General features: G+C 58.8%; 23 protein-coding genes and 1 pseudogene. 5 read left to right on the top strand and 19 right to left on the bottom strand.

What is annotated here, in order from left to right:
- Positions 1 to 52 precede the first annotated feature (52 nt).
- Positions 53 to 1,783, top strand: a complete 1,731-nt coding sequence (locus ACF0H7_RS29575; protein ID WP_397450331.1) for a glucan biosynthesis protein G — start codon at positions 53 to 55, stop codon at positions 1,781 to 1,783.
- Positions 1,776 to 4,358: a glucans biosynthesis glucosyltransferase MdoH gene (gene mdoH / locus ACF0H7_RS29570; protein ID WP_397450330.1), complete on the top strand. Its 2,583-nt coding sequence runs from the start codon at positions 1,776 to 1,778 to the stop codon at positions 4,356 to 4,358. The genes ACF0H7_RS29575 and mdoH overlap by 8 nt, the downstream gene beginning before the upstream one ends.
- A gap of 264 nt (positions 4,359 to 4,622) precedes the next feature.
- Here the strand turns inward: mdoH and ACF0H7_RS29565 are convergent, their stop codons facing one another.
- The 12 genes and pseudogenes from ACF0H7_RS29565 to ubiE form a co-directional block, all read right to left on the bottom strand.
- On the bottom strand, positions 4,623 to 6,563 hold the full coding sequence (locus tag ACF0H7_RS29565; RefSeq protein ID WP_397450329.1) for a methyl-accepting chemotaxis protein: 1,941 nt from the start codon (positions 6,561 to 6,563) through the stop codon (positions 4,623 to 4,625).
- A 207-nt stretch (positions 6,564 to 6,770) separates the two neighbouring features.
- Positions 6,771 to 7,484, bottom strand: coding sequence for a methyl-accepting chemotaxis protein (locus ACF0H7_RS29560; RefSeq protein WP_397454065.1), 714 nt, complete (start codon positions 7,482 to 7,484; stop codon positions 6,771 to 6,773).
- Positions 7,485 to 7,628: 144 nt separating this feature from the next.
- Positions 7,629 to 8,687: pseudogene (locus ACF0H7_RS29555) on the bottom strand (methyl-accepting chemotaxis protein); the annotation flags it as partial.
- Between the two features lie 149 nt (positions 8,688 to 8,836).
- Positions 8,837 to 9,544 carry a 16S rRNA (uracil(1498)-N(3))-methyltransferase gene (locus ACF0H7_RS29550; protein ID WP_397450328.1) on the bottom strand — a complete coding sequence of 236 codons (708 nt, stop codon included), beginning with the start codon at positions 9,542 to 9,544 and terminating at the stop codon, positions 8,837 to 8,839.
- Positions 9,541 to 10,335 carry a twin-arginine translocase subunit TatC gene (tatC, locus tag ACF0H7_RS29545; RefSeq protein WP_397450327.1) on the bottom strand — a complete coding sequence of 265 codons (795 nt, stop codon included), beginning with the start codon at positions 10,333 to 10,335 and terminating at the stop codon, positions 9,541 to 9,543. The genes ACF0H7_RS29550 and tatC overlap by 4 nt, the downstream gene beginning before the upstream one ends.
- A complete protein-coding gene (gene tatB, locus ACF0H7_RS29540) occupies positions 10,332 to 10,772 on the bottom strand; it encodes a Sec-independent protein translocase protein TatB (protein WP_397450326.1) in 441 nt (146 codons plus the stop codon). Before tatB ends, tatC begins: the two co-directional genes overlap by 4 nt.
- 10 nt (positions 10,773 to 10,782) lie before the next feature.
- Positions 10,783 to 11,079: a twin-arginine translocase TatA/TatE family subunit gene (locus tag ACF0H7_RS29535; protein WP_397450325.1), complete on the bottom strand. Its 297-nt coding sequence runs from the start codon at positions 11,077 to 11,079 to the stop codon at positions 10,783 to 10,785.
- Positions 11,080 to 11,105: 26 nt separating this feature from the next.
- Positions 11,106 to 11,438 (bottom strand): phosphoribosyl-ATP diphosphatase, encoded by a 333-nt coding sequence (locus ACF0H7_RS29530; protein WP_397450324.1) that lies wholly within the window; start codon positions 11,436 to 11,438, stop codon positions 11,106 to 11,108.
- Positions 11,431 to 11,832: a phosphoribosyl-AMP cyclohydrolase gene (gene hisI, locus ACF0H7_RS29525; protein WP_397450323.1), complete on the bottom strand. Its 402-nt coding sequence runs from the start codon at positions 11,830 to 11,832 to the stop codon at positions 11,431 to 11,433. The genes ACF0H7_RS29530 and hisI overlap by 8 nt, the downstream gene beginning before the upstream one ends.
- Before the next feature lie 74 nt (positions 11,833 to 11,906).
- Positions 11,907 to 13,535, bottom strand: coding sequence for a ubiquinone biosynthesis regulatory protein kinase UbiB (gene ubiB / locus ACF0H7_RS29520; protein WP_397450322.1), 1,629 nt, complete (start codon positions 13,533 to 13,535; stop codon positions 11,907 to 11,909).
- The gene (locus ACF0H7_RS29515; RefSeq protein WP_397450321.1) at positions 13,532 to 14,155 is read right to left on the bottom strand and encodes an SCP2 domain-containing protein; all 624 of its coding nucleotides are present in this window, start codon (positions 14,153 to 14,155) and stop codon (positions 13,532 to 13,534) included. Before ACF0H7_RS29515 ends, ubiB begins: the two co-directional genes overlap by 4 nt.
- Positions 14,155 to 14,925 carry a bifunctional demethylmenaquinone methyltransferase/2-methoxy-6-polyprenyl-1,4-benzoquinol methylase UbiE gene (gene ubiE, locus ACF0H7_RS29510; protein WP_397450320.1) on the bottom strand — a complete coding sequence of 257 codons (771 nt, stop codon included), beginning with the start codon at positions 14,923 to 14,925 and terminating at the stop codon, positions 14,155 to 14,157. Before ubiE ends, ACF0H7_RS29515 begins: the two co-directional genes overlap by 1 nt.
- 157 nt (positions 14,926 to 15,082) lie before the next feature.
- On the opposite strand from ubiE, the gene ACF0H7_RS29505 reads away from it, so the two are divergent.
- Positions 15,083 to 15,358 carry a polyhydroxyalkanoic acid system family protein gene (locus ACF0H7_RS29505; RefSeq protein WP_397450319.1) on the top strand — a complete coding sequence of 92 codons (276 nt, stop codon included), beginning with the start codon at positions 15,083 to 15,085 and terminating at the stop codon, positions 15,356 to 15,358.
- A 121-nt stretch (positions 15,359 to 15,479) separates the two neighbouring features.
- Here ACF0H7_RS29505 and ACF0H7_RS29500 read toward each other — a convergent pair whose 3' ends face one another.
- The gene (locus ACF0H7_RS29500) at positions 15,480 to 15,779 is read right to left on the bottom strand and encodes a HigA family addiction module antitoxin (RefSeq protein WP_397450318.1); all 300 of its coding nucleotides are present in this window, start codon (positions 15,777 to 15,779) and stop codon (positions 15,480 to 15,482) included.
- A gap of 13 nt (positions 15,780 to 15,792) precedes the next feature.
- Entirely contained in the window at positions 15,793 to 16,071 is a 279-nt protein-coding gene (locus ACF0H7_RS29495; RefSeq protein WP_397450317.1) for a type II toxin-antitoxin system RelE/ParE family toxin, read from the bottom strand.
- Positions 16,072 to 16,376: 305 nt separating this feature from the next.
- Between ACF0H7_RS29495 and ACF0H7_RS29490 the strand changes: the two genes are divergently transcribed.
- Positions 16,377 to 16,802, top strand: coding sequence for a phasin family protein (locus ACF0H7_RS29490; protein WP_397450316.1), 426 nt, complete (start codon positions 16,377 to 16,379; stop codon positions 16,800 to 16,802).
- 10 nt (positions 16,803 to 16,812) lie between these two features.
- Positions 16,813 to 17,694, top strand: a complete 882-nt coding sequence (locus ACF0H7_RS29485; RefSeq protein ID WP_397450315.1) for a phasin family protein — start codon at positions 16,813 to 16,815, stop codon at positions 17,692 to 17,694.
- Positions 17,695 to 17,827: 133 nt separating this feature from the next.
- Here ACF0H7_RS29485 and ACF0H7_RS29480 read toward each other — a convergent pair whose 3' ends face one another.
- The 5 genes from ACF0H7_RS29480 to ACF0H7_RS29460 form a co-directional block, all read right to left on the bottom strand.
- On the bottom strand, positions 17,828 to 18,442 hold the full coding sequence (locus tag ACF0H7_RS29480) for a TetR/AcrR family transcriptional regulator (protein WP_397450314.1): 615 nt from the start codon (positions 18,440 to 18,442) through the stop codon (positions 17,828 to 17,830).
- 160 nt (positions 18,443 to 18,602) lie between these two features.
- A complete protein-coding gene (gene phaC, locus ACF0H7_RS29475) occupies positions 18,603 to 20,288 on the bottom strand; it encodes a class II poly(R)-hydroxyalkanoic acid synthase (protein WP_397450313.1) in 1,686 nt (561 codons plus the stop codon).
- Between the two features lie 197 nt (positions 20,289 to 20,485).
- Positions 20,486 to 21,340, bottom strand: coding sequence for a poly(3-hydroxyalkanoate) depolymerase (phaZ, locus tag ACF0H7_RS29470; RefSeq protein WP_397450312.1), 855 nt, complete (start codon positions 21,338 to 21,340; stop codon positions 20,486 to 20,488).
- Between the two features lie 150 nt (positions 21,341 to 21,490).
- On the bottom strand, positions 21,491 to 23,167 hold the full coding sequence (phaC, locus tag ACF0H7_RS29465) for a class II poly(R)-hydroxyalkanoic acid synthase (RefSeq protein WP_397450311.1): 1,677 nt from the start codon (positions 23,165 to 23,167) through the stop codon (positions 21,491 to 21,493).
- A gap of 320 nt (positions 23,168 to 23,487) precedes the next feature.
- Positions 23,488 to 23,865 (bottom strand): gamma-butyrobetaine hydroxylase-like domain-containing protein, encoded by a 378-nt coding sequence (locus ACF0H7_RS29460; protein ID WP_397450310.1) that lies wholly within the window; start codon positions 23,863 to 23,865, stop codon positions 23,488 to 23,490.
- Positions 23,866 to 23,881 lie beyond the last annotated feature (16 nt).

Here is a 23,881-nt window from a genome sequence, read left to right as displayed (position 1 = left end):
ATGTGATAGCTGGCTGTTGGTTTTTTGATCTGTTTTTCGGCGAGGGTTGCTCGTGATTGTTAGTCCCTGTAATGCTCCAATGACACCCGGCAAGCGCCTGCGTAGCGCGCTCTTGGCTGGCTCGGCACTGATTTGCCTGTTCGGCTCGAGCTCGCTCTGGGCATTCGATCTTGAGGATGTTGCGACCAGGGCGAAAGACTTGGCCGGGCAGAAGTACGATGCTCCGAAGAGCAATCTGCCCAACGAATTCCGCGACATGAAGTTCGCCGACTATCAGAAAATTCGCTTCCGCGAAGACAAGGCCGAGTGGGCGGCAGACAAGTCGCTGTTCAAGTTGTCCTTCTATCACCAGGGCATGCACTTCGACACGCCGGTAAAAATCAACGAAATCACTGCGACTGACGTCCAGGAGATCAAGTACGACCCGAGTCGTTTTGATTTCGGCGACGTCAAGTTCGACCCCAAGTCGACTGAACAGCTGGGTTACGCGGGCTTCCGTGTCCTGTACCCGCTTAATAAAGACGACAAGAACGACGAAATCATGACCATGCTGGGCGCCAGCTACTTTCGGGTAGTCGGTAAAGGCCAGGTCTATGGTTTGTCCGCGCGTGGTATGGCGATCGATACTGCTTTGCCGTCGGGCGAAGAGTTCCCGCGTTTCACCGAGTTCTGGATCGAGCGTCCAAAACCGACCGACAAGCAACTGGTGATCTACGCCTTGCTCGACTCGCCACGTGCGACCGGTGCTTATCAGCTGACCCTGCGTCCGGGCACCGACTCGATCGTTGACGTCAAAGCCCGCGTGTTCCTGCGTGACAAGGTCACCAAGTTGGGCCTGGCACCGCTGACCAGCATGTTCCTGTTCGGCGCCAACCAGCCGTCGAAAGTGCTGAACTACCGCCGTGAACTGCACGACTCCGCCGGTTTGTCGATCCATGCGGCCAATGGCGAGTGGATCTGGCGTCCGTTGAACAACCCGAAACACCTGTCTGTCAGCAACTTCTCGGTGGAAAACCCGCGTGGTTTCGGTCTGTTGCAGCGTGGTCGCAAATTCAGCAGCTACGAAGACCTGGATGACCGTTACGACCAGCGCCCAAGTGCCTGGATCGAGCCGAAGGGTGATTGGGGCAACGGCACCGTCGACTTGGTTGAAATTCCGACTGCCGACGAAACCAACGACAACATCGTAGCGTTCTGGAGCCCGGAGAAGCTGCCTGAGCCAGGCCAGCCGCTGGATTTCAGCTATCGTTTGCATTGGACCATGGACGAAGCGAGCCTTCATTCGCCTGATCAGGGTTGGGTTAAGCAAACCCTGCGTTCTACCGGTGACGTCAAGCAATCCAACCTGATCCGTCAACCAGACGGCAGCTTGGCATTCCTGGTCGATTTCGAAGGTGGCCCGTTGGCGACCTTGCCGGCTGATGCGCCGGTCCGTAGCCAGGTGACCACTGACGAAAACACCGACTTGATCGAAAATACGCTGCGTTACAACCCTGAAACCAAGGGCTGGCGTTTGACACTGCGGATCAAGGTCAAGGACTCCAAGAAGCCGATCGAAATGCGTGCCGCGCTGCTCAGGGATGTGGCTGCTGCACCGACCAAGGAACCTACCGCGGCTGTTGTCAGCAAGGCGGACAAGGTTGCTCGGGCAGAGAAGGCAGAGAAGAAGGACAAACAGATCCCGCAGCCTGAAGTCGAAGCTGCCCCTACTAATCCGGAACCGGCCAGCAACGTGCAAATGCTGACCGAGACCTGGAGCTACCAGTTGCCTTCCGATGAGTAATTCCCAAGCCGTGCCAGTGTCTCTGAACGAGTACCTGGCACACCTGCCGATGAGCGATGTGCAGCGTGCGGAACTCGCTGGCTGCACCTCGTTCGCCGAGCTGCATGAGCGTCTTTCGGCTCAGCCGGTGACGGAAGCTGCCGACGCCGCCCAGGCATCGGTGGGCCGTCGTCTGACGCTGACTACCGCTGACGAACTGGAAGAAGCAGAAATGCTTGTTCTCGACGCCAGTGGTCGGGTTAGCCTGAAAGCTACGCCGCCGATCCGTCGCACCAAGGTCATTCCCGAGCCGTGGCGCACCAATATCCTGGTGCGCGGCTGGCGTCGGCTGACCGGGCGTAAAAACGCTCCCGAGCCGCCGAAGCCAAATCGCGAGCTGCCACAGGCACGCTGGCGCTTTGTCGGTTCGTTGCGTCGTTATATCTTGCTGGTATTGATGTTGGGTCAAACCATCGTCGCCAGCTGGTATATGAAAGGGATCATGCCGTATCAGGGCTGGTCGCTGGTATCGTTCGACGAAATCACCCACCAGACCTTGCTGCAAACCGCGCTGCAAGTGCTGCCGTATGCGTTGCAGAGCAGCATTCTGTTGCTGTTCGGTATCTTGTTCTGCTGGGTTTCGGCCGGTTTCTGGACCGCGCTGATGGGCTTTCTCGAATTGCTCACCGGCCATGACAAATACCGGATTTCCGGGGCCAGCGCAGGCAATGAGCCGATCGAAGCCGGCGCGCGCACCGCTATCGTGATGCCCATCTGCAACGAAGACGTTCCACGCGTGTTCGCCGGTCTTCGCGCCACATTCGAATCCGTTGCCGCTACCGGTGATCTGGATCGCTTCGACTTCTTCGTCCTCAGCGACACCAACGACACCGACATTGCTGTTGCTGAACAGCAAGCCTGGCTTGACGTGTGTCGCGAGAGCAAAGGCTTCGGCAAGATCTTCTACCGTCGCCGTCGTCGTCGGGTAAAACGCAAAAGCGGCAACCTCGACGACTTCTGCCGTCGCTGGGGCAGTGAATACCGTTATATGGTCGTGCTGGATGCCGACAGCGTCATGAGCGGTGAATGCCTGACCAGTCTGGTGCGCTTGATGGAAGCCACCCCGGACGCCGGTATCATCCAGACCGCGCCACGGGCGTCGGGCATGGACACCCTTTATGCGCGCATGCAGCAGTTCGCGACCCGGGTCTACGGTCCGTTGTTCACTGCCGGCCTGCACTTCTGGCAGTTGGGCGAATCCCACTATTGGGGTCACAACGCGATCATTCGGATGAAGCCGTTCATCGAGCACTGCGCCCTGGCGCCGTTGCCCGGTAAAGGTGCTTTCGCCGGTGCAATCCTGTCCCACGACTTCGTTGAAGCGGCGCTGATGCGTCGTGCCGGCTGGGGCGTTTGGATTGCCTATGACTTGCCTGGCAGTTACGAAGAATTGCCGCCGAACCTGCTGGACGAACTCAAGCGTGACCGTCGCTGGTGCCACGGTAACCTGATGAACTTCCGCCTGTTCCTGGTCAAGGGCATGCACCCGGTACACCGTGCAGTGTTCCTGACCGGCGTGATGTCCTACCTGTCGGCGCCGCTGTGGTTCTTCTTCCTGGTGCTGTCGACGGCGCTGCTGGCGGTCAACACGCTGCTGGAGCCGCAGTACTTCATGGAGCCACGCCAGCTGTATCCGCTGTGGCCTCAATGGCACCCGGACAAGGCAGTCGCGCTGTTCTCGACCACCATTGTGTTGCTGTTCCTGCCTAAGCTGCTCAGTATCATTTTGATCTGGGCCAAGGGCGCGGAGGGCTTCGGCGGTCGGATCAAGGTCACGATGTCGATGCTGATGGAGATGCTGTTCTCGGTGCTGTTGGCGCCGGTGCGCATGCTGTTCCATACCCGTTTCGTACTGGCCGCGTTCCTCGGCTGGGCCGCGACCTGGAACTCGCCGCAGCGCGACGACGACTCCACCTCGTGGGGTGAAGCGGTCAAGCGTCATGGCCCGCAAACCCTGCTGGGCTTATGCTGGGGCCTGCTGGTAGCCTCGCTGAACCCGAGTTTCCTGTGGTGGTTGGCGCCGATTGTTGGTTCGCTGATCCTGTCGATTCCGGTCTCGGTGATTTCCAGCCGGGTTGGCCTGGGCGTCAAGGCGCGCGATGAAAAACTGTTCCTGATCCCTGAGGAATACGCACCGCCGCAAGAGCTGATCGCGACCGACAACTACACCCATGAAAACCGCTGGCATGCACTGAAGCAGGGTTTCATCCGGGCGGTGGTCGACCCGCAGCAGAACGCTCTGGCCTGTGCCCTGGCGACCTCGCGACACCTGCATGCCGAGCCGGTTGAGTTTGTGCGTGTCGAGCGTGTTCGTCATGCCATCAAAAGCGGCCCGGAGAAGCTCAACAATCTTGAGCGCCTGATGATACTCAGCGACCCGGTCGCCTTGGCGCGTCTGCACGAGCAGGTATGGAGCGAAGGTCATCCGGCGTGGCTGGCGGCCTGGCGTGAGTCGATCAAAGCCGACCCGCATGCGCCGCTGCTGCCCTTGCAGCCGGTAGCACGGCTTGAGCAACGGCAGATGGCCAGCGCTTGATTCGATGACACCGTAAAAAATCAACGCCCTTGAGAGCAATCTCAGGGGCGTTTTTTTGGCCCATAAAGCTGTGGTCACCTCGGATCATGAGGCAGACTCGATTCTATGTTCCCAGGCAACACACAACTCCTGTAGGAGCTGCCGAAGGCTGCGATCAATCGACATCGCGAAGGCAGTTCCGGCCTTATCGCAGCCTTCGGCAGCTCCTACAAAATGGGGGCCAACCGTGAGCTTTTGTCCAACCACAAATTCCTAAAGTTGCCGCTAAACCTTGAACCTGCCCACCAACCCCTGCAAATGATTGCCTAGTCTAGCGAGCTCGATACTCGACGCGGCTGTCTCCTCACTGGCCGCCGCTGTCTGCTCGGAGATATCCCGCACATTCAGCACACTACGGGTGATCTCTTCAGCGACAGCGCTCTGTTGTTCACCGGCCGTGGCGATCTGCTGGTTCATGTTCTGGATGGTCGAGACGGTGCGGGTGATGTGCTCCAGGGCGCTGCCGGCTCGACGGCTTAGCTCGACGCTGTTGTCGGTCAGGGTGCGACTGCTCTCGAGCGCGGTGGCGACCTGTTGAGTTCCTTGCTGCAGGGCGGCGATCAGTTCTTCGATTTCTTCGGTGGACTGCTGCGTACGTTGCGCCAGCCCGCGAACCTCATCGGCAACCACCGCAAAGCCGCGTCCGGCCTCCCCAGCCCGGGCAGCCTCGATGGCGGCATTAAGCGCCAGCAGGTTGGTTTGTTGCGACACTGACTTGATCACATCCAGCACGCTGCCGATTTTGTCGCTCTCGAGTTTGAGATGATTCATGGCCTGGGTCGAGTTGCCGACTTCACTGGCCAGCGCCTCAATCTGGGTAATCGCCTCGGCGACCACTTTGTCGCCTTCGCGTGCTTGCTGATCAGCCTCCATTGCCGCGTGAGACGCTTCTTCAGCATTGCGTGCGACTTCGGCGACAGTTGCTGTCATCTGGTTCATCGCCGTGGCCACCTGATCGGTCTCTACACGTTGCGTGTTCACCCCGACACTGGTCTGCTCGGTCACCGCAGACAGCTGTTCAGCCGCGCTGGCGATTTGGGTGACGCCATCGCCAATTCCGCCGATCAATTCGCGCAGGCTGACGGTCATCTGCTGCATGCTGGCTTGCAACTGGCCCATCTCGTCGCGACGCTCGACTTTCAAATCATGGCTCAGGTCGCCTTGGGCAATGCGCCCGGCGGCGACCAGCGTTTGTTGCAGCGGCACGATAATTTGCTGGGTCATCAACCAGGCTGCCAGCAAACCGAGGAATAGCGCCAGGCCAGCAACGCTGGTCAACAGGGTGCGGGATCGAGCCGCTTCGGCGTCGCGTTGAAGGGTCTGGCGATTGCTCAGCTCGCCACTGGCAGCCAACAACTGGTCACCGAGTGCTTCCATGGTTTCTTGCGCGGCCTCGGCCTTGACCTGCATGTCCTTGAACTGGCCCAGCTTGTCGCGATAGCTCTGCAACGTCTGGTGCGCTTGCTGAAGGCCGCTGATGTTGGAGTCGGATTGATCCTCGGCAATTTGCCCGACTTCCTTCAGTGCCTCGTCAATGGCGCTGATCGCCGCCACTTCATAGTCCTCCTGGTTGCTGAAGGTATAGGCCTGTACTTGATAGCGCGCGTTCTGAATCTGTTGGCGTAGTTGCGAGATGTTGGTGAACTCGTCCAGTCGCTCGCTGCTGTCCTGTTCCTGGCTGACGGCTTTCAGCACTTCGGTTTCGACTTGAGCCACGGTTTGCATGGCCTTTTCTGACTGTTGATCGAGCTCGGTCCGGGTTTTACCGCGTTCTTTCAGCGTGTCGGCCAGTTGCTCGAAAGTGCGCTCAAAGCGCTGTATGGCTTCGCTCTGGCTGGAGAGCAGTGTCAGGCTGTGTGGGTCATCTATCGTGGCGCGTAGCGCGTTGAGCTGCGTCTCGAGGTCATTCAGGCGCTTGACCACCGCAGCGGCGGCTTCGGTGGTGTTCTCTGTGCGGAAGGTGATGCGCTCGATGCGCAAGTCCTTGGTCGCGCTGCTCAGTTGAGCGATTGTGCTCAGAGACTCGGACCGCTCGATCATCGTGCCCAGGCCATGCCAGCCGGTCAGGGTGATCGCCAGGGTCAGTAGCAATACCAGGCCGAAGCCGAGGGCAAGTTTGAGTTTGACGCGTGTGTTACCCAGAGCCTGGGTCAGGGATCGGAACATGGGGGTACTCCTGCAATGGATGCGAAAGTCGGCACATGGGTATGCCTGTTATTCGCATCGGCAGGAGCTTGGGGAGGGTGACCTGAGATGGTTGTAGGAAAGTTCTGAAAATCAAGATTGTAGGCGTCGGGCTTGCCCGCGATTGGCTTGACGCGGTGGGTCTGTTACGACGCCATCGCGGGCAAGCCCGGCTCCTACAATGGGTGTTTACACCTTGAACTTGCCGACCAATGTTTGCAGATGATTGCCCAACCGCGCCAGTTCCAGGCTGGAGGCGGCGGTTTCCTTGCTGGCCGTAGAGGTTTGCTCGGAGACATCGCGCACGCTCAACACGCTGCGGTTGATCTCCTCCGCCGTCGCGCTTTGCTGTTCAGCGGCAGCGGCGATTTGCTGGTTCATCGACTGGATGGCCGAGACGGTGCGGGTGATGTTTTCCAGTGAGCTGCCGGCACGGCGGGTCAGTTCGACGCTGCTGTCGGTCAGGCTGCGGCTGTTGTCCATGATCGTCGCCACCTGCTGTGTGCCGTTTTGCAGGCCGACGATCAATAGTTCGATCTCTTCGGTCGATTTCTGCGTGCGTTGCGCCAGGCTGCGCACTTCATCGGCGACCACCGCGAAACCGCGCCCGGCTTCCCCGGCACGGGCGGCTTCGATGGCGGCGTTGAGCGCCAGCAGGTTGGTTTGCTGGGCGACGGACTTGATCACGTCCAGCACGCTGCCGATCTTGTCGCTTTCGCGTTTGAGTTCGCCCATGGCAGCAGTGGAGTTACCCACTTCACTGGCCAGACGCTCGATCTGGGCGATCGCTTCGTTAACCACGCGATCACCTTCGCGAGCTTGCTGGTCGGCGGCGACTGCGGCTTCCGAAGCTTCCTCGGCGTTGCGCGCAACTTCCTGCACGGTCGCGGTCATCTCATGCATGGCCGTGGCCACCTGGTCGGTTTCAATCTTTTGGCTGTTGACCCCGGCGTTGGTCTGTTCGGTCACGGCGGACAGTTGATCCGCCGCGTGGGAGATTTTCGTCACGCCTTCGCTGATGCCACCAACCAAGGTGCGCAGGCCGACGGTCATGCGTTGAATGCTGCTCTGCAGCTGGCCCAGTTCGTCGTGACGCTCGACGTGCAGGTCATGGGTCAGATCCCCCGACGCCACCCGTTCAACCACGCCAAGAGTCTGGCGCAGTGGTACCACGATCTGTCGGGTGATAGCCCACGCCGCAAGTACGCCGAACAACAGGGCCAAGGCGGTGACGAGGCTCAGCATGGAGCGCGCTTGAGCACTGTCGGCGTCGCGTTTGCTGTTTTGCGAAGTGGTCAGTTGCACGCTGAGATCCAGCAAGCGCTGGCCTTGGACGGTCATTTTCTCCAACGCTTGTTTGCTCGACAGCTGAGCGTCGTGATACTGACCGACGGCGCTGCGATAGGCTTTCAGTGCATCGCTGGCGTCTTTGAGCTTGCCCAGATACTCGGACGGAATCGAGCCTGCGAGGCTATTCAAACCCATCAAGGCTTCGTCGATGGCTGCGTTGGCGTCCTTTTCGAATTCATCCTTGCCACTGTAGGTGTAGCCACGCACCTGGAAGCGCGCTTGCTGGATCTGTTTGCTCAGGTACACCACATCATTGAAGGCCAGGATGTTGTCGCCCTTGAGCAGTGACGCCTCAATGTCGCCGACTTTCGCAACGGCGGTATCAGCCGTCGAGCCCAGCTTCACCCCGCTGGCTTCGCGGGTTTGAATGGACTGGGTCATTTCAGTGAAGGCGCGGCGGTAGCTGGCTTGCGCTTCTGACTGGCCGTCGAGCAAGACTTGATCGGAAGCCACCTTGAGTCGGCTGTGTGCGGTGCGCAGTTCCTGGTCGATCTGGTTGAGTACGCCGGTGACCTCGGCTTCTGATGCCGCGTTGAACTGCGTTTCATAGTGCAGGCGTGCAACGCGCAGGTCTTTGGTCAGCTCGCTGAGTCGAGAGATCGACGCGAGCTTGTCGCCTCGCTCGATCAGCGACGACACGCCCGACCAGCCGGTGAGCGTGATAAGCAGGGTTAACAACAGCACCAGGCCGAAGCCAATCGCCAGTTTTAGGCTGACGCTTACATTTCCCAGGTTTCGTACTAACCAACGGTACATGACAGCTCCTTGAGGTGCGTTGTTAAAAGTGTGCACGGGTATCGGCCAGAGATTATGGAACTGTAGTGCAGGATTGCCACTATGGATGCGACTGCGACAAAGGTCGGGGGAAGTATCAAAACCTTTGATATCGAAGGGTATTCAAGCCATCAAAACAAGCGAGCCAGCAGCGCGGTGACGGCGGTTTCAACCCGCAGGATTCGTTCGCCCAACTGCACCGGTTGCAGCCCGGACTTGTTCAGCAGGTCGACTTCGTAGGGAATCCAGCCACCCTCCGGGCCGATGGCCAGGGTTACCGGCTGATCAACGTCGCGTGGACAGGCGGGGTAGTCACCCGGATGGCCGATGAGACCGAGGGTGCCTTCAACCAGCTGCGGCAGGCGGTCCTCGACAAAGGGTTTGAAGCGCTTCTCGATGATGATTTCCGGGAGCACGCTGTCCCGTGCCTGTTCCAGGCCCAGGATCAGGTTTTCGCGGATCGCTTCAGGTTCGAGAAAGGGGGTTTGCCAGAAGCTTTTTTCCACGCGGTAACTGTTGACCAGAATGACCCTGGGCACGCCCATGGTAGCCACGGTTTGAAACACACGGCGCAGCATTTTTGGTCGAGGCAGGGCGAGGATCAGAGTCAGCGGCAGTTTGACGGGAGGTGCGCGGTCCAGACGGATTTGCAGCTCGGCCTCATGGCTTTCCAGGCGCAACAGCTCTGCGCTGCCCAGCAATCCACCGATACGGCCAACGCGCAGAGTGTCGCCGACTTGCGAACGATGCACCTCTTGCATGTGCGTGAGCCGGCGATCGCGCAGGATCACCCGGTCAGCCGAGATGAAGTCGGCGTCTTCGAGCAGCAGCAGGTTCACGGCTGAGTCGCAGGCGGTTGGTCCTGTTTCTCGGCGTCTTGGTCATCCGGGTGATCGCCGCGCTTGGTGATCATGCCACTGCACAACACGCCGATTTCGAACAACAGCCACATCGGTACGGCGAGCAAGGTCTGCGAGAAGATGTCCGGCGGCGTGAGAATCATGCCGACCACGAAGCAACCGATGATCACGTATGGGCGAATTTTTTTCAGGTGTTTGACGTCGACGATACCGATCCAGACCAACAGCACCACGGCTACCGGAATCTCGAATGCGACACCGAAGGCCAGGAACAGGGTCATGACAAAGTCCAGGTAACTGGCGATGTCAGTCATCATCGACACGCCTTCCGGGGTCACGCTGGCGAAGAAGTGGAAAATCAGCGGGAACACCAGGAAGTAGGCGAATGCCATGCCTGAGTAGAACAGGATGATGCTGGAAACCAGTAGCGGCACCGCGACGCGCTTTTCATGCTTGTACAGACCTGGCGCGATGAAGCCCCAGATCTGATGCAGGATCACCGGCATCGCCAGGAACAGCGAGCACATCATGGTCAGCTTGAACGGTGTCAGGAACGGCGAGGCCACGTCGGTGGCGATCATCGTCGCGCCTTCGGGCAGGTAATGCCGTAGCGGGGCGGACACCAGGGTGTAGATCTTCTGGGTGAAGTAAAACAACCCGGCAAAGATCAAGAAAATCGCCGCTACGCAACGCAGCAGGCGTGTACGCAACTCGGTGAGGTGCGAGATCAGCGGCATCTGCTGATCGTTTTCCGGGATGTCTGCGCTCATGGGGCTCGCGGTGGCAAAGAGGAATCGTGGGCAGAAGGCGTAACAGGCGTCGGGCTGGCGTGGACGACCGGTGCCGGTTCGACGGGCACGGCGTGAACCACGGGCTCAGGTGCTGCGACAGGGGTTGGCGGCACAATGCTGTGGGCTTCGACTGTCGGGGCGACCGTTGCAACAGGTTCGACCGGCGTCGGTTGCGGGTTGAAGATCTTTTTCGCCTCTTCTTCCAGCGACAGAATGTGCTCGTTATGCAGTTGCCGACGAATCTCGTCGGCACCGATTTCGCGCTCGACTTCCTGTTTGATCGCATTGAAGCTGCGTTTCAGCCGCCCAATCCACAGGCCTGCCGTACGCGCCGCACCGGGCAGGCGCTCGGGGCCCAGGACCAGCAGGGCAACGAGGCCGACCAGCAGCAGTTCAGAGAAGCTGATTCCAAACATTCAACACGACCTAGTCTTTGCGGATTGGATCTTCGACTTTATGAGCTTGCACGTCGATGGTGTGCGGCTCGTGCACAGGCGCGGTCTGCGGCGCAGGTGGCGTGTGCGTCTGCTGCATCGGCTGTACCGGTGCGGCGGGTTGCACGGGCGGCGCCTGCGGTTTGTCTTCTTCTTCGTTCATGGCTTTGCGAAAGCCCTTGATCGTTTCGCCGACGTCGGAGCCAAGGCCTTTGAGCTTCTTGGTACCGAATACCAGCACGACGACGACCAAAATGATGATCCAGTGTTTCCAGTCAAAAATACCCATCAAACAGTCCTCTTGGTTGTTCTTGTTTATTCGGCGGAACGTGTGGCTTTTTCCACGTGTCCGGACAGTCCGAAGCGACGATCCAGTTCATCGAGCACAGCCTGAGGGTGTTGGCCCAATGCTGCAAGCATCACCATGCTGTGGAACCACAAATCAGCCGTTTCATAGATCACGTCGCTGCAATCACCGCTGACGGCGGCATCTTTGGCGGCGATGATGGTTTCGACCGATTCTTCACCGACCTTTTCCAGAATCTTGTTCAAACCCTTGTGGTACAGGCTGGCGACATACGAGCTGTCGGCAGCGGCGCCTTTGCGTGCTTCAAGCACTTCGGCCAGGCGGGCCAGGGTGTCAGTCATGAGTGTGTCCTGCCTGATAAATGGCGTGCGGGTCTTTGAGGACTGGGTCGACGGCTTTCCAGCCCTTGTCGTCATAAACCCGATAGAAGCAGCTCTCGCGGCCCGTGTGGCAGGCAATCCCGCCAATCTGCTCGACCATCAGGATAATCACGTCAGCGTCGCAGTCCAGACGCATTTCGTGAAGTTTCTGCACGTGGCCTGATTCTTCACCTTTACGCCAGAGTTTGCCACGGGAGCGCGACCAATAAATGGCCCGGTTCTCCGCTGCGGTCAACGTCAGCGCTTCGCGGTTCATCCAGGCCATCATCAGCACACGACCGGTCTTGTGGTCTTGAGCGATCGCCGGGACCAAACCATCGCTGTTCCAGTGAATCTCGTCCAGCCAGTCTTTCATTGTCGACTCCGACTGCCAGACGCTCTTTATCGGCCTGGCGGATTGAATAGTGTGCCAGCGGCTCAAGCCTCTGGCTATCGGCGCACGACCAGATACAAGCCGGCCGCCAGCATGATCCACGCCGGCCAGGCCACCACCGCGACCATCGCCGTACCGCTGCCCGCCAGTGCCGAGGCCAATACTGCGCCGCCTGCCAGCAGGCCAGCACCGATCAGGCGCAAGACCCAGGCGTCGTCGCGGCGACGTCGGTCATTGCGTGGCATAAGCGGATGGTCGGCAGAAGAATGGGCCATGCGCTCCAGCAAATCGCGGGTAAGGCCCGCCAGACGCGGGATTTGTTCGACTTGGGCTTGCAGGTTGTGCATCACGGTTTTCGGGCTGACGCGCTCGCGCATCCAGCGTTCCAGGAACGGCTGCGCGGTACTCCACAGGTCCAGTTCCGGATACAGCTGGCGGCCCAGACCTTCGATGTTGAGTAGGGTCTTCTGCAACAGCACCAGTTGCGGCTGCACTTCCATATTGAAGCGCCGCGCGGTCTGGAACAGGCGCATCAGTACCTGACCGAAGGAAATATCCTTCAACGGCTTCTCGAAAATCGGCTCACATACTGTGCGGATCGCAGCTTCGAATTCATTGAGCTTGGTTTCTGGCGGCACCCAGCCCGAATCGATATGCAGTTGCGCCACACGGCGGTAGTCACGTTTGAAGAAGGCAAACAGGTTGCGGGCCAGATAGTCCTGGTCTTCCGGCGTCAGGCTGCCGACGATGCCGCAGTCAATCGCAATGTATTGCGGGCTCCACGGATTCACGGTGCTGACGAAAATGTTGCCAGGGTGCATGTCGGCGTGAAAAAAGCTGTCGCGGAACACTTGGGTGAAGAAGATCTCCACGCCACGTTCGGCGAGCATTTTCATGTCGGTGCGCTGATCGGCCAAGGTTGCCAGATCAGTGACCTGAATGCCGTAGATGCGCTCCATCACCAGCACTTTTGGCCGGCACCAGTCCCAATAGACCTGCGGCACGTACAGCAGCGGCGAACCTTCGAAATTGCGCCGCAGTTGGCTGCCGTTAGCGGCTTCACGCAACAAATCGAGTTCGTCGTAGATGGTCTTTTCGTAGTCGCTGACCACATCCACCGGGTGCAGTAGCCGTGCATCGGCCGACAGCCGCTCGGCGATGCGCGCCAGAATGAACAGCCACGCCAGGTCCTGGCTGATGATCGGCTTGAGGCCGGGGCGCACGACCTTGACCACCACTTCTTCGCCGGTCTTGAGCTGGGCGGCATGCACCTGCGCCACCGAAGCGGAAGCCAGCGGCGCGACGTCAAACCGGCTGAACACGGCGCTGATCTTCGCCCCGAGCTGCTCTTCGATCAGGTCGATGGCCTGCTGGGAATCGAATGGCGGTACGCGATCCTGCAACCGCATCAACTCGTCGGCGATGTCCTCGGGGAGCAAATCGCGGCGGGTAGACAGCAGTTGGCCGAACTTGATGAATATCGGCCCGAGGTCTTGCAGCGCCAGGCGTAAACGCGCGCCACGGCTCAGGTCCAGGGTTTTGCGCGGAAACCAGCGCCACGGCATGACAAAACGCAGGGCGAGCATCCACCACGGGAGTGGCAGAGCGAACAGCAAATCATCGAGACGGTAGCGGATCACGACGCGCTGGATGCGCAACAGACGGCGGACGGCAAGCAGCTTCATGCGTTATCGCTGGGTTTGAGGGAGAGGGCAAGGCGCTCAAAGCGCGCCTCAAGACGTTCAAGGTCAAGCTTGATCTGGTCCAGCTCGTCAAAGCGCGCTTGCGCTTCACGATGGCCGACCAGGGCGCGCGACTCCTCGCTGAGGTAGTCGGCGAGGCTCTGGGTCAGGTTATCCATGCTGTCGCTGGTCCAGCGCGCACCGCTGCGCAGCTGGCTGCCGAGCAGCGGGCTGGCCACCGGACCGAGCCAGCGGGAAAGCTCGTACTCCCAGTCCAGCTCGAGGTCCTGAAGAATGCCGAACAGTTCCAGTAACACAGAACTGTCGCCTTCCAGTTCGAGATCAGGGCCGTGCAATACAGCGGTCTTGTCTTTGCTCAGCGCCAGACGCATCAGTTGGGCCGCCGGTGCACGCAGGGTGCAATCGGCTTCTGTTTCCCAATGCGCGGCCAGCATCAGGCCGTCGTCGCTGGGCAGGATAAACACCTGTAAGCGCGGGCTGAGGCAGTCGATCGCGATGATCTTGCCGCTCAAGTGTTCCAGGCGCGGCAACGCGGTGCTGTCCATCCGCAGCACACGGTTGACCCCGTGCTCGACGCTGGCGAGCAAGCCGCTGAATATCATCAGGGCTTGATACCGCGGTGCAGGGCGACGATACCGGAGGTCATGTTGTGGTAGGTCACGCGGTCGAAACCGGCCTCTACCATCATCGACTTCAGGGTTTCCTGGTTCGGGTGCATGCGGATCGACTCTGCCAGATAGCGGTAGCTTTCCGAGTCATTGGTGATCAGCTTGCCCATCAGTGGCATGAAGGCGAACGAGTAGGCGTCGTAAATCTTGGTCATCACAGCGTTGGTCGGTTTGGAGAATTCCAGTACCAGCAGGCGACCACCGGGCTTGAGCACACGCAGCATCGAGCGCAAGGCGTCTTCTTTGTGGGTCACGTTGCGCAGGCCGAAAGCGATGGTCACGCAGTCAAAGTAGTTGTCCGGGAACGGCAGCTTTTCAGCGTCGGCCTGGACGAACTTGACGTTGCCGGCCACGCCGAGGTCGAGCAGCCGGTCACGGCCGACTTTAAGCATCGAGGCATTGATATCGGCCAGTACCACTTCACCGGTCGGGCCGACCAGGTGCGAGAATTTTTTCGTCAGATCGCCCGTGCCGCCGGCGATATCCAGCACGCGGTTGCCGGTGCGAACGCCGGAAAGCTCGATGGTGAAACGCTTCCACAGGCGGTGCATGCCACCGGACAGCAGGTCGTTCATCAAGTCGTACTTGGCCGCCACCGAGTGGAAAACCTCAGCGACTTTCTCGGCTTTCTGGCTTTCCGGCACGTTTTTGTAGCCGAAATGGGTGGTCGGTTCGGCATCGCTGCCTTTGCGCTGATCGTTCATGTCGCTGTCACCGGAAGAGAATGCGGGCCATTCTAATCCCCGAGGCGGTCTTTGTCTTGGCAACGCGTAATGTAAGTATAGTGACGCGCCGGGACGGATTGACGCAGCGAACGTCAGCAGGGTTCCGGCAGAACCATTTGGCTACAGGAGTCCTTAGATGGCCCGGATTAGTGTTGAACGTGCTCACGACCTGGGTCGTGAGGCGGCAAAGCAGAAAGCAGAAGTGCTGGTACAGAAACTGGCCGAGAAATATTCGATCCAGCCGCAGTGGTCCGGCGACACCGTAAAGCTCTCTGGCTCGGGCGTCAGCGGCACCGTCAGCGTGTTTGATGCCTTGATCAAGGTCGACGTCGAAGTCGGCTTCCTGATGTCAGCCTTCAGCGGCACGATCAAGACCGAGATCGAAAAGGCGCTGGATAAAGCGTTGGTGTGATGTGGCCATTTTAAAATGGGTGGGCACAAAATCTGTGGGGGCCAATTTGTTGGCGAATAGCTTGACGCGGAGTGTCAGGTCAGGCGTCTTCGCAGGCAAGCCTCCCACAACCGATCGCGTTTTATTGCGTAAGGAAACTTGCCTGCGCATACCGCTCGATAGGTGGTTGTTCACGATTCTCTGCCTGCCACAGGTCATAGTCCGCCTGAATCCCCAACCACAGACGGGCGCTACTGATACCTGCTCGCTCTAGCCTGACAGCCAGGTCGGGACTTATCGGTGCGCGACCGTGCAGAATTCTGGAAAGGGTTTCCCGAGCAAAGCCAAGATGGCGAGCGAACTCGGTAATTGTGGTTTCCAGGCCTGGAATAACATCCTCAAGAAGGATTTTGCCTGGGTGAGGTGGATTGAACATGCCCATGGGGGACCTCCGTTCAGTGGTAGTCCAGATAGTTGACCAGTTCGACATCAGTGTCGACGAACCGAAAAAACACCCGCCAGTTGGCCGTTAACGTAATCGACCAGAAACCGGACTTATCTCCTTTTAATGGGTGCAGTCTCCAGCCTGGGAGGTTCACATCACTTGGTGTCTGCGCACGATTCAGGATCGTCAGGACATACGACAGGCGGGTGGAGTGATCTGCCCTGATTCCACTGGTTGACCCGGTTTCGAAAAAGACCCGAAGACCTTTGTGCTTCCAGCTAACGATCATGATTCGATTGTGATGTGATACATCACGCCCTGCAATGGCCGTCGCTTTGAATTTTTGTTTCTGTTCATCAGTCTCTCCTTGATGAGCAAATGCTCCATCTCGCGGGGAGATTTTTCTATCAGGCAGGACGTCGTTTAATGTGAGGCGTTTCGGTTTTCACGGTAGGCCTGGTTCGGGCGCTTTCTGTTCTTCGACGCGGTGCCGGCAACCTAGGGTGAGCATTCTAATTTTTCTGATTATTTTGACCTCCATGCCCACACCCCTGCGGGCAGTTCCTCCAACCCTTTTTGAGCGTGAGGTGCACCATGGTCAAAGTAACCTTGAAGAAGAAAGTTGAAGCCGAAGAAACCAAGGCTGTTTCCGAGGTTAGGCTTTATGCCCGTAAGATCTGGCTGGCTGGCCTGGGTGCCTACGCCAAGGCTGGTCAGGAGGGTGCCGAGTACGTTAAAGAGCTGATCAAGACCGGCGAAGAGACCGAGAAGAAAGGCAAGAAAATCGTCGATGAAAAAATCGAGGCCGCCAACAGCGAGATCGATACGGTCAAGGACGAAGTGAAGGGCATCAAAGGCAAGATCGAAGTTCAATTCGACAAAGTAGAGAAAGCTTTTGACAGCCGTGTGGCCAGCGCCTTGAATCGTTTTGGTATTGCGTCTAAACATGACGTAGAGACACTCTCTGCTAAGCTCGATGGGCTGACGGCATTGCTTGAACGTGTCGCGCGTAAACAATAAGGAGAGCGGGATGGCTGGCAAAAAGAAAGTCGAAAAAGAAAGCAGCTCCTGGATTGGCGAGGTTGAAAAGTACTCTCGTCAAATCTGGCTGGCTGGTTTAGGCGCTTACTCCAAGATCAGCAATGACGGAAGTAAGCTGTTCGAAACGTTGGTTAAAGACGGCGAGAGCGCTGAAAAGCAAACCAAAGCAGGTCTCGACAAGCAAGTTGGCGCTGCCAAGGCCACCGCTCAAACGGCTAAATCCCGTGTGGGCGATGTCAAAGACCTCGCGCTGGGCAAATGGAGCGAGCTCGAAGGGGCTTTCGACAAGCGCCTGAACAGTGCGATTTCGCGCCTTGGTGTACCGAGCCGCAGTGAAGTCAAAGCGCTGCACAGCAAGGTCGATACACTGACCAAGCAAATTGAAAAACTGACCGGTGCCTCGGTAGCGCCTGCCTCCAAGGCAGCGGCAAAGCCTGCGGTGAAAGCCGCGGCAAAACCTCTGGCCAAGGCAGCAGCAAAACCAGCAGCAGCCAAAGCACCGGCTAAAACTGCAGCAGCCAAACCTGCGGCCAAACCGGCAGCAAAACCGGTCGCCGTTAAAGCCGCAGCCAAACCTGCTGCGAAACCTGCAGCAGCCAAACCGGCAGTGGCTAAAACTGCGGCCGCTAAACCCGCAGCGAAACCCGCGGCGGCCAAGCCAGCAGTAGCGGCAAAACCCGCAGCGGCGAAAAAGCCAGCGGCGCCTAAAGCTGCACCGAAAGCAGCAGCGCCAAAGCCTGCCGCCGTCGCCAAACCGGCAACTCCGCCGGCTGCGACAACCCCCGCACCGAGCGCTTCAGCTGCTCCAGCGGTAACCCCTGCGCCAGCAACGACGCCAACCTCTGCGTCGACGCCAGCCAGCCAGTCCTGATTTCACGGACTGCCAAAGCCCGGCCCTATGGTCGGGCTTTTTTATGGGTGTAGGAGCCAACTTGTTGGCGAGCGGCTTGATGCGGTGTATCAGGTATGCCGACATCGCGGGCAAGCCCGCTCCTACAGGGTACTTACTGCTCCAGATAATGCATCGCCAGCTTCTCCACTGCCTGGCGCGAGCCGGGGACAAGGTGGGGCGCGACCAGCATCATGATTTGATAAACCACCACCCGTACCTGGCCTTCCTTGCCAATGATGCGTTGGTAGTCCAGCGAGAACAGCAGGGTCATGCTGATCTGCTCAAGAAGCTGCCCCAGCGCCTGCATGTCACTGATCATCTGTCCTTGAGCTTTGAGCTGCGCAAGCAACGAGGCCAGGGTGCGCTTGAGCGAGTTGAGCAGGTTGCGGATGCCGCGGCCAAGTTTCGGCAGCCGGCCGGCGAGGTTGGAGAGGTCCTGAAACAGGAAGCGATAGTGCGACAGGCGTTCGACGATCAGGTGCAGGAACAGCCAGTAATCTTCCGGCGCCAATCGGGCGTTGGCGGGTGGGTCGAGCAGGGGTTGAAGTTCGGCCTGGAACAAGTCGAACAGGCCCATGACCAGCGGTTCCTTGCCGTGGAAGTGGTAGTAGAGATTGCCGGGGCTGATCCCCAGCTCATTGGCAATTTCCAGCGTCGAAACGTTGGGTTCACCCTGTTCATTGAACAGATTCAAGGCACATTCGAGAATGCGGTCGCGGGTTTTCATCCAGTCTTCTTGTTTGGGAGTTTGATTTTTTGAACGCAGTTCCCTGTAGGAGCTGCCGAAGGCTGCGATAAGATCCGCAGGACCTTCGGCGATTCAGACCTTGGCGACCGGTTTCCGGTCGCATCTCAGCCTTTGCTAGCTCCTACAGGGGATTTGTGTTTTAGCGGACGCGCACATATGTCCCCGGCGCAGCCTCCATCGGCGGGTAGTTCTGGCTGCCAAGGGCCATGAGCGTTTCCTTCTGTTCGCCCGAGCGTTGCTGAATCCACTCCAGCCAGTTCGGCCACCAACTGCCTTCGGTGGTTTTGGCGTCGTAGTACCAGGCACGCGGGTCGCTGCTCAGTTTGCCGCTCTCCAGGAAGTTTGACTTCGGATTGCCCGGTGGGTTGAGGATGCTTTGCACATGGCCGCTATTGGATAGCACGAAGCGCTTATCGCCGCCCAGCAGCAGGGTCGAGCGATACACCACGTCCCACGGCGTAATGTGATCGTTGATCCCGCCGACGCTGAAACTGTCGACGTTGACCTTCTGCAGGTCGATGGGGGTGCCGCAGACTTCCAGGCCGCCGACATGACTCAGCGGGTTGTGCTTGAAGAAGTCCAGCAGGTCGCCGTGCAGCGCCGCCGGCAGACGGGTGCTGTCGTTGTTCCAGTACAGAATGTCGAACGGCGGCGGTGCCTTGCCCAACAAGTAGTTGTTAACGAAGTAGTTCCAGATCAGGTCATTGGGGCGCATCCAGGCGAAGGTCTTTGCCATGTCGCGACCGTCGAGCACACCTTTCTGGTACGAGCGGCGCTTGGCGGCTTCCAGGGTCTGCTCGTCGACAAACAGGGCCGCCGGGCTTTCGATCTGGCTGTCCAGCAAGCTGACCAGGTAGGTCGCACTGGAGATGCGCCGCAGTTGTCGCTTGGCCTGCAAATGGCCTTGCAACGCGGCCATGGTCAGGCCGCCGGCGCAGGCGCCCATCATGTTGACGTCGCGGCTGCCGGTGATCGAGCGGGTGACGTTCATCGCTTCTTCGACAGCTTCGACGTAACTCGACAGGCCCCATTCCCGATGGCGGACGTCCGGATTGCGCCAACTGATCATGAACACTTGCAGCCCGTTCTTCAGCGCGTACTGGACGAAGCTGTTTTGCGGGCTGAGGTCGAAAATGTAGTACTTGTTGATTTGTGGCGGCACTACCAGCAGCGGCTTGGCGTACTGCTTTTCGCTCATCGGCCGGTACTGCATCAGCTCCAGCATCTCGTTGCGAAACACCACCACGCCAGGCGTCGTCGCCACGGTCTTGCCAATTTCGAACGCGTCGCGGTTGATCTGTCTTGGCAGGCCGTTGTTGTGCATCAGGTCGTCAACCATGTGGCTGAGACCCTTGATCACGCTGCTGCCGCCAGAGTTATACAGTTCCTTGATCGCCAGCGGGTTGAGCAGGGAGTTGGACGGTGACAGCGCATCGTTGAGCAGCGAGAAGAGAAAGTGCGCGCGGTTGCGATCGTCGGTGGACATCTCGCTTTCGTCGATCCAGCTCTTGAGTTGGTGCTGCCAGCTCAGGTAGGCCTGCAAACCCCGTCGGTAAAGAGGATTCTGATGCCAGGTCGGATCGGCAAAGCGTGCGTCATGCGGATTCGGAGTGAAGGGAGTATCGCCGAGCAACACGCGCCCCAGTTTGCCGCCCAGCGCCAAGGCGTGGCGGGCGCTGTGAACCGGGTGGCGCAGGCTTTGAGTGGCCACGCTGCGCAGGGTGGAAAGCAGGTCCCGGCCCCGCAAGCCGGTGATGGCGTTTTGCGCGTTGATGAAGCTGGCCGGGGTTGGCAGCACCGGGCTCGTCGCTGATTTGTCTCGCATGGGGGCAACACTCCTTCGTCAGTCCATCAACACATTCAGTACTCAAGACAGCAGCCGCGAAGGCGCCATAGCGACGGTCAGTCGACAGGGCGCCAGCGCGGCAGGTCTGGAACATTCTGCACCGCGTGGGCACTCCGGCCAGGATGCAGTCAGTGGAACTCCTTTCAATGGCAGCAAAAACCAAGTGACTCAAGCCCTTATCGGGTAACAGGCGCAGGTTGTGGATGCATGACCGCGCGCTGCCGTTCTTCCTGTAGAAACTTCATGATGATCGGCGCCACCGCTTCGGCGCGGGTGATCAGAAACAAATGCCCGTCGTCGATTATGTGTAGCTGGGCATTGGGTATCCGCCAAGCCAGCAGGCGCATATTGATCAATGGGATCAACGGGTCATCGTCGCCGGCCAGCACCAGGGTTGGCTGGTGGATCTTGTGCAGCCAATGAATGCTGGTCCAGCCCAGCCCGGCAAACAGCTGCCAGTAGTAACCCAGCTTGCTGGTAGACCGAACTTTCGCAGCATGGTTGGCTGCCAGGTTCGGGTTCCGACGGAAGGCGCCGCCGTAGATCTCCGGTGCAATGCGAATCACGTGGGACGGCTGGATGTAACGCCGAGGGCTGGCCATCATCCACAGCACCTTGGGTTTGCCCGGGACCATCACCGCACCTGCGGCCGTGGCCGCCAATACCAGCTTTTTGCAGCGCTCGGGATAGTCGTAGGCGAACTGCTGCGCCAGTGCTCCACCCCAGGACACCCCAATCACATTGACCTGACCGTAATCCAGGTAATCGAGCATACGCGCCGTCAGTTTGGCCAGCCCCGGAAAACGGAAAGGCCGGTTCGGCGTCGACGACCCACCGACCCCCGGCACGTCGAAAGCAATGACTTCCAGGTCCGGGTCCAGTGCGTCGACAAACGGGAAGACCAGCTCCAGGTTGGCGCCAATGCCGTTGAAAATCAGCAGCGGCGTCAGGTGACTCTTGCCTGGGCGGACTGCCGTTCGGATGGTATGGCCATCCAGGTCGACAGTGCGAAAAACAAACGGTTGCGGCATGCGTGAAAGCCCTATGGGTTAAACCGCTGGGGAAAGCTGTCCTGAGCCTTTCCAGATAGGTCGAGGAACATCCTCGTGTTGCCCGTCACGTGAGCGCGCATCGAAGGCTGGCGGCCCTTCCAGAGATCCACCAGCGCCCTGTTTTATTGTCTAGCGTTCGTGTACGTAAGTTCCCGGCGCAGCTTCGCCAGCCGGGTAAGCCTTGTTGCCGAGTTCTTTCGGCGATTTTTTCAACTCACCCGAACGCTCGCCAAGCCACTTGTGCCAATGCAGCCACCAGGAGTCGGTGTGCTTGGTCGAGTTCTCTTGCCATTCTTTGGCGTCGGTCGGCAGTTCGGGGTTGGTCATATAACGTGATTTCGGGTTGCCCGGCGGGTTCAGAATGCTCTGGATGTGACCACTGCTGGAGAGCACAAACTCAACCTTGCCACCGAACAGGTGTGCGGACTTGTAGCATGCGCCCCACGGCGTGATGTGGTCATTGGTGCCGGCCAGGCAGAACACGTCGCTGGTGATCTGCTTCAGGTCGATCGGCGTCCCGCTCACTTCCAGCGCGTTGGCGCGGGTCAGCGGATTATTCTTGAACATTTCGATCAAGTCGCCGTGGAAAGCTGCGGGCAGGCGAGTGGTGTCGTTGTTCCAGAACAGGATGTCGAAGACCGGTGGCTCATTGCCCAACAGGTAGTTGTTGACCCAGTAGTTCCAGATCAGGTCGTTGGGGCGCATCCAGGCGAAGATTTTCGCCATGTCGCGACCTTCCAGCACGCCGGCCTGATACGAATGGCGCTTGGCCTGCTCCAGGGTTTTTTCGTCGACGAACAGCGCTACGTCGTTATCCAGGGTGGTATCGAGCACGCTGACCAGCAGGGTCAGGGCATGGACTTTCTGCTCGCCCAGCGCTGCGTAATGACCCAGCAGCGCAGTGCAGGTGATACCGCCCGAGCAGGCGCCAAGCATGTTGACGTCTTTGCTGCCGGTGATGGCGGTGACCACATCCACGGCTTCTTTGAGTGCATCGATGTAGGTCGACAGACCCCACTCGCGCTGCGCCTTGGTCGGGTTGCGCCAACTGACGATGAAGGTCTGCACGTTGCCACGCAGGCAGAAGCGCGCCAGGCTCTTTTCCGGGCTGAGGTCAAACACGTAGAACTTGTTGATCTGCGGCGGCACCACCAGCAGTGGGCGCTGCAACACCTGTTCGGTGATCGGCTTGTACTGGATCAGCTCCAGCACATCGTTACGGAAAACCACGGAGCCTTCAGTGGTGCCGAGGCTTTTGCCGACTTCGAAGGCGTCCATGTTGACCTGGCTGGGCATCCCGCCGTTGTGAACCAGGTCTTTGGCCATGTGCGACAGACCATCGAGAATACTTTTGCCGCCGGTTTCGAAGAAGCGTTTGACCGCAGCCGGGTTGGCGGCGGTGTTGGTCGGCGCCATCGCTTCAGTCATCAGGTTAATGACAAAGTGCGCGCGGCTGATGTTCTTGTCGGACAGATTGCTGTCACCGATCCAGTCATGCAGCTCTTTGCGCCAGGCCAGATAAGTCTGCAGATAGCGGCGATAAAGGGGGTTCTGGCTCCACGCCGGATCAGCGAAACGACGGTCTTCGGGGGTAGGTTCCAGATTCGACCTGCCGAGCACCACGTTTTTCAATTCAAGCCCGAAATGAGCGACGTGTTTGACGCTGTGAAAGGGCTGCCTGAGGGCTTGGCTTAAAACCATACGCGCTGTAGACATTAAATCTTTACCGCGCACGCCTACGACAGGGTTGAGCCCCAGCGTGTTTTCCGAAGCTTGGCGCTGCAGGTCTTCATTCTTGCTACTCATCTACGACGCTCCATTGTCCTGAGACGAGCACTGAACACTCCTGTGAACCAGTGACACAGGCGAGTGCCAGCACTACTGCTCGGGTTACCGATGATGGCTAAACCAGGTTTTCCCATTCGACATTTACGTGAGCGATGAGACCTCATCCATCACGTAAATGTGCGCATTCAAACTGCATGAGATAAATGCAGGGAGCTTGCCAGAACCATTGGTTACCCGAGATTTCAAAAAATCGCAAGCAGGGCCAGTCGTTGGCCTCTGCGAGGGACATTGAAACAAAGAGAATTAGAAAGGTCGCCCTAAAAGGCCAGACGGTTGAGCTAGAGCATCAGCTTGACGATTTGCGCGGAAGGGTCGCGGGTCTTTCCGGCAGCTTTGAGTTCGGTGAGATATTCGTCCCATAATTGTTCCTGGCGTTGCGCCAATTGGTACAGGTATTCCCAAGTGAACAATCCGCTGTCATGACCGTCATCGAAGGTCAATTTCAGTGCGTACTGACCGGCCGGTTCTATCTTGGTCAAACCGACGCCAAGCTTGCCGAATTGCAGGATCGGGTTGCCGTGACCCTGAACCTCGGCCGAAGGCGAATGCACCCGCAGGAATTCGGCGGGCAGGCGGTATTCCTCGTCAGCCGCGTATTTCAGCGTCAGGGTTTTCGAGGCCTTGTGCAGATTGATTGCGATGGGAAGTTTAGTCATGAGGAGCAGCCTACAA

Source organism: Pseudomonas sp. NA-150 (assembly GCF_044336365.1).
Classification (GTDB): domain Bacteria; phylum Pseudomonadota; class Gammaproteobacteria; order Pseudomonadales; family Pseudomonadaceae; genus Aquipseudomonas.
This window is presented reverse-complemented; position numbering and strand designations above follow the sequence as displayed.

What these genes read in the sequence shown, in the direction of transcription:
- mdoH (WP_397450330.1), top strand. Translation starts at nt 1,776, where the DNA reads ATGAGTAATTCCCAAGCCGTGCCAGTGTCTCTGAACGAGTACCTGGCA.
- ACF0H7_RS29565 (WP_397450329.1), bottom strand. Translation starts at nt 6,563, where the DNA reads ATGTTCCGATCCCTGACCCAGGCTCTGGGTAACACACGCGTCAAACTC.
- ACF0H7_RS29560 (WP_397454065.1), bottom strand. Translation starts at nt 7,484, where the DNA reads ATGCATGAGATGACCGCGACCGTGCAGGAAGTTGCGCGCAACGCCGAG.
- tatC (WP_397450327.1), bottom strand. Translation starts at nt 10,335, where the DNA reads ATGAGCGCAGACATCCCGGAAAACGATCAGCAGATGCCGCTGATCTCG.
- tatB (WP_397450326.1), bottom strand. Translation starts at nt 10,772, where the DNA reads ATGTTTGGAATCAGCTTCTCTGAACTGCTGCTGGTCGGCCTCGTTGCC.
- ACF0H7_RS29535 (WP_397450325.1), bottom strand. Translation starts at nt 11,079, where the DNA reads ATGGGTATTTTTGACTGGAAACACTGGATCATCATTTTGGTCGTCGTC.
- ACF0H7_RS29530 (WP_397450324.1), bottom strand. Translation starts at nt 11,438, where the DNA reads ATGACTGACACCCTGGCCCGCCTGGCCGAAGTGCTTGAAGCACGCAAA.
- hisI (WP_397450323.1), bottom strand. Translation starts at nt 11,832, where the DNA reads ATGAAAGACTGGCTGGACGAGATTCACTGGAACAGCGATGGTTTGGTC.
- ubiB (WP_397450322.1), bottom strand. Translation starts at nt 13,535, where the DNA reads ATGAAGCTGCTTGCCGTCCGCCGTCTGTTGCGCATCCAGCGCGTCGTG.
- ACF0H7_RS29515 (WP_397450321.1), bottom strand. Translation starts at nt 14,155, where the DNA reads ATGATATTCAGCGGCTTGCTCGCCAGCGTCGAGCACGGGGTCAACCGT.
- ubiE (WP_397450320.1), bottom strand. Translation starts at nt 14,925, where the DNA reads ATGAACGATCAGCGCAAAGGCAGCGATGCCGAACCGACCACCCATTTC.
- ACF0H7_RS29505 (WP_397450319.1), top strand. Translation starts at nt 15,083, where the DNA reads ATGGCCCGGATTAGTGTTGAACGTGCTCACGACCTGGGTCGTGAGGCG.
- ACF0H7_RS29500 (WP_397450318.1), bottom strand. Translation starts at nt 15,779, where the DNA reads ATGGGCATGTTCAATCCACCTCACCCAGGCAAAATCCTTCTTGAGGAT.
- ACF0H7_RS29495 (WP_397450317.1), bottom strand. Translation starts at nt 16,071, where the DNA reads ATGATCGTTAGCTGGAAGCACAAAGGTCTTCGGGTCTTTTTCGAAACC.
- ACF0H7_RS29490 (WP_397450316.1), top strand. Translation starts at nt 16,377, where the DNA reads ATGGTCAAAGTAACCTTGAAGAAGAAAGTTGAAGCCGAAGAAACCAAG.
- ACF0H7_RS29485 (WP_397450315.1), top strand. Translation starts at nt 16,813, where the DNA reads ATGGCTGGCAAAAAGAAAGTCGAAAAAGAAAGCAGCTCCTGGATTGGC.
- ACF0H7_RS29480 (WP_397450314.1), bottom strand. Translation starts at nt 18,442, where the DNA reads ATGAAAACCCGCGACCGCATTCTCGAATGTGCCTTGAATCTGTTCAAT.
- phaC (WP_397450313.1), bottom strand. Translation starts at nt 20,288, where the DNA reads ATGCGAGACAAATCAGCGACGAGCCCGGTGCTGCCAACCCCGGCCAGC.
- phaZ (WP_397450312.1), bottom strand. Translation starts at nt 21,340, where the DNA reads ATGCCGCAACCGTTTGTTTTTCGCACTGTCGACCTGGATGGCCATACC.
- phaC (WP_397450311.1), bottom strand. Translation starts at nt 23,167, where the DNA reads ATGAGTAGCAAGAATGAAGACCTGCAGCGCCAAGCTTCGGAAAACACG.
- ACF0H7_RS29460 (WP_397450310.1), bottom strand. Translation starts at nt 23,865, where the DNA reads ATGACTAAACTTCCCATCGCAATCAATCTGCACAAGGCCTCGAAAACC.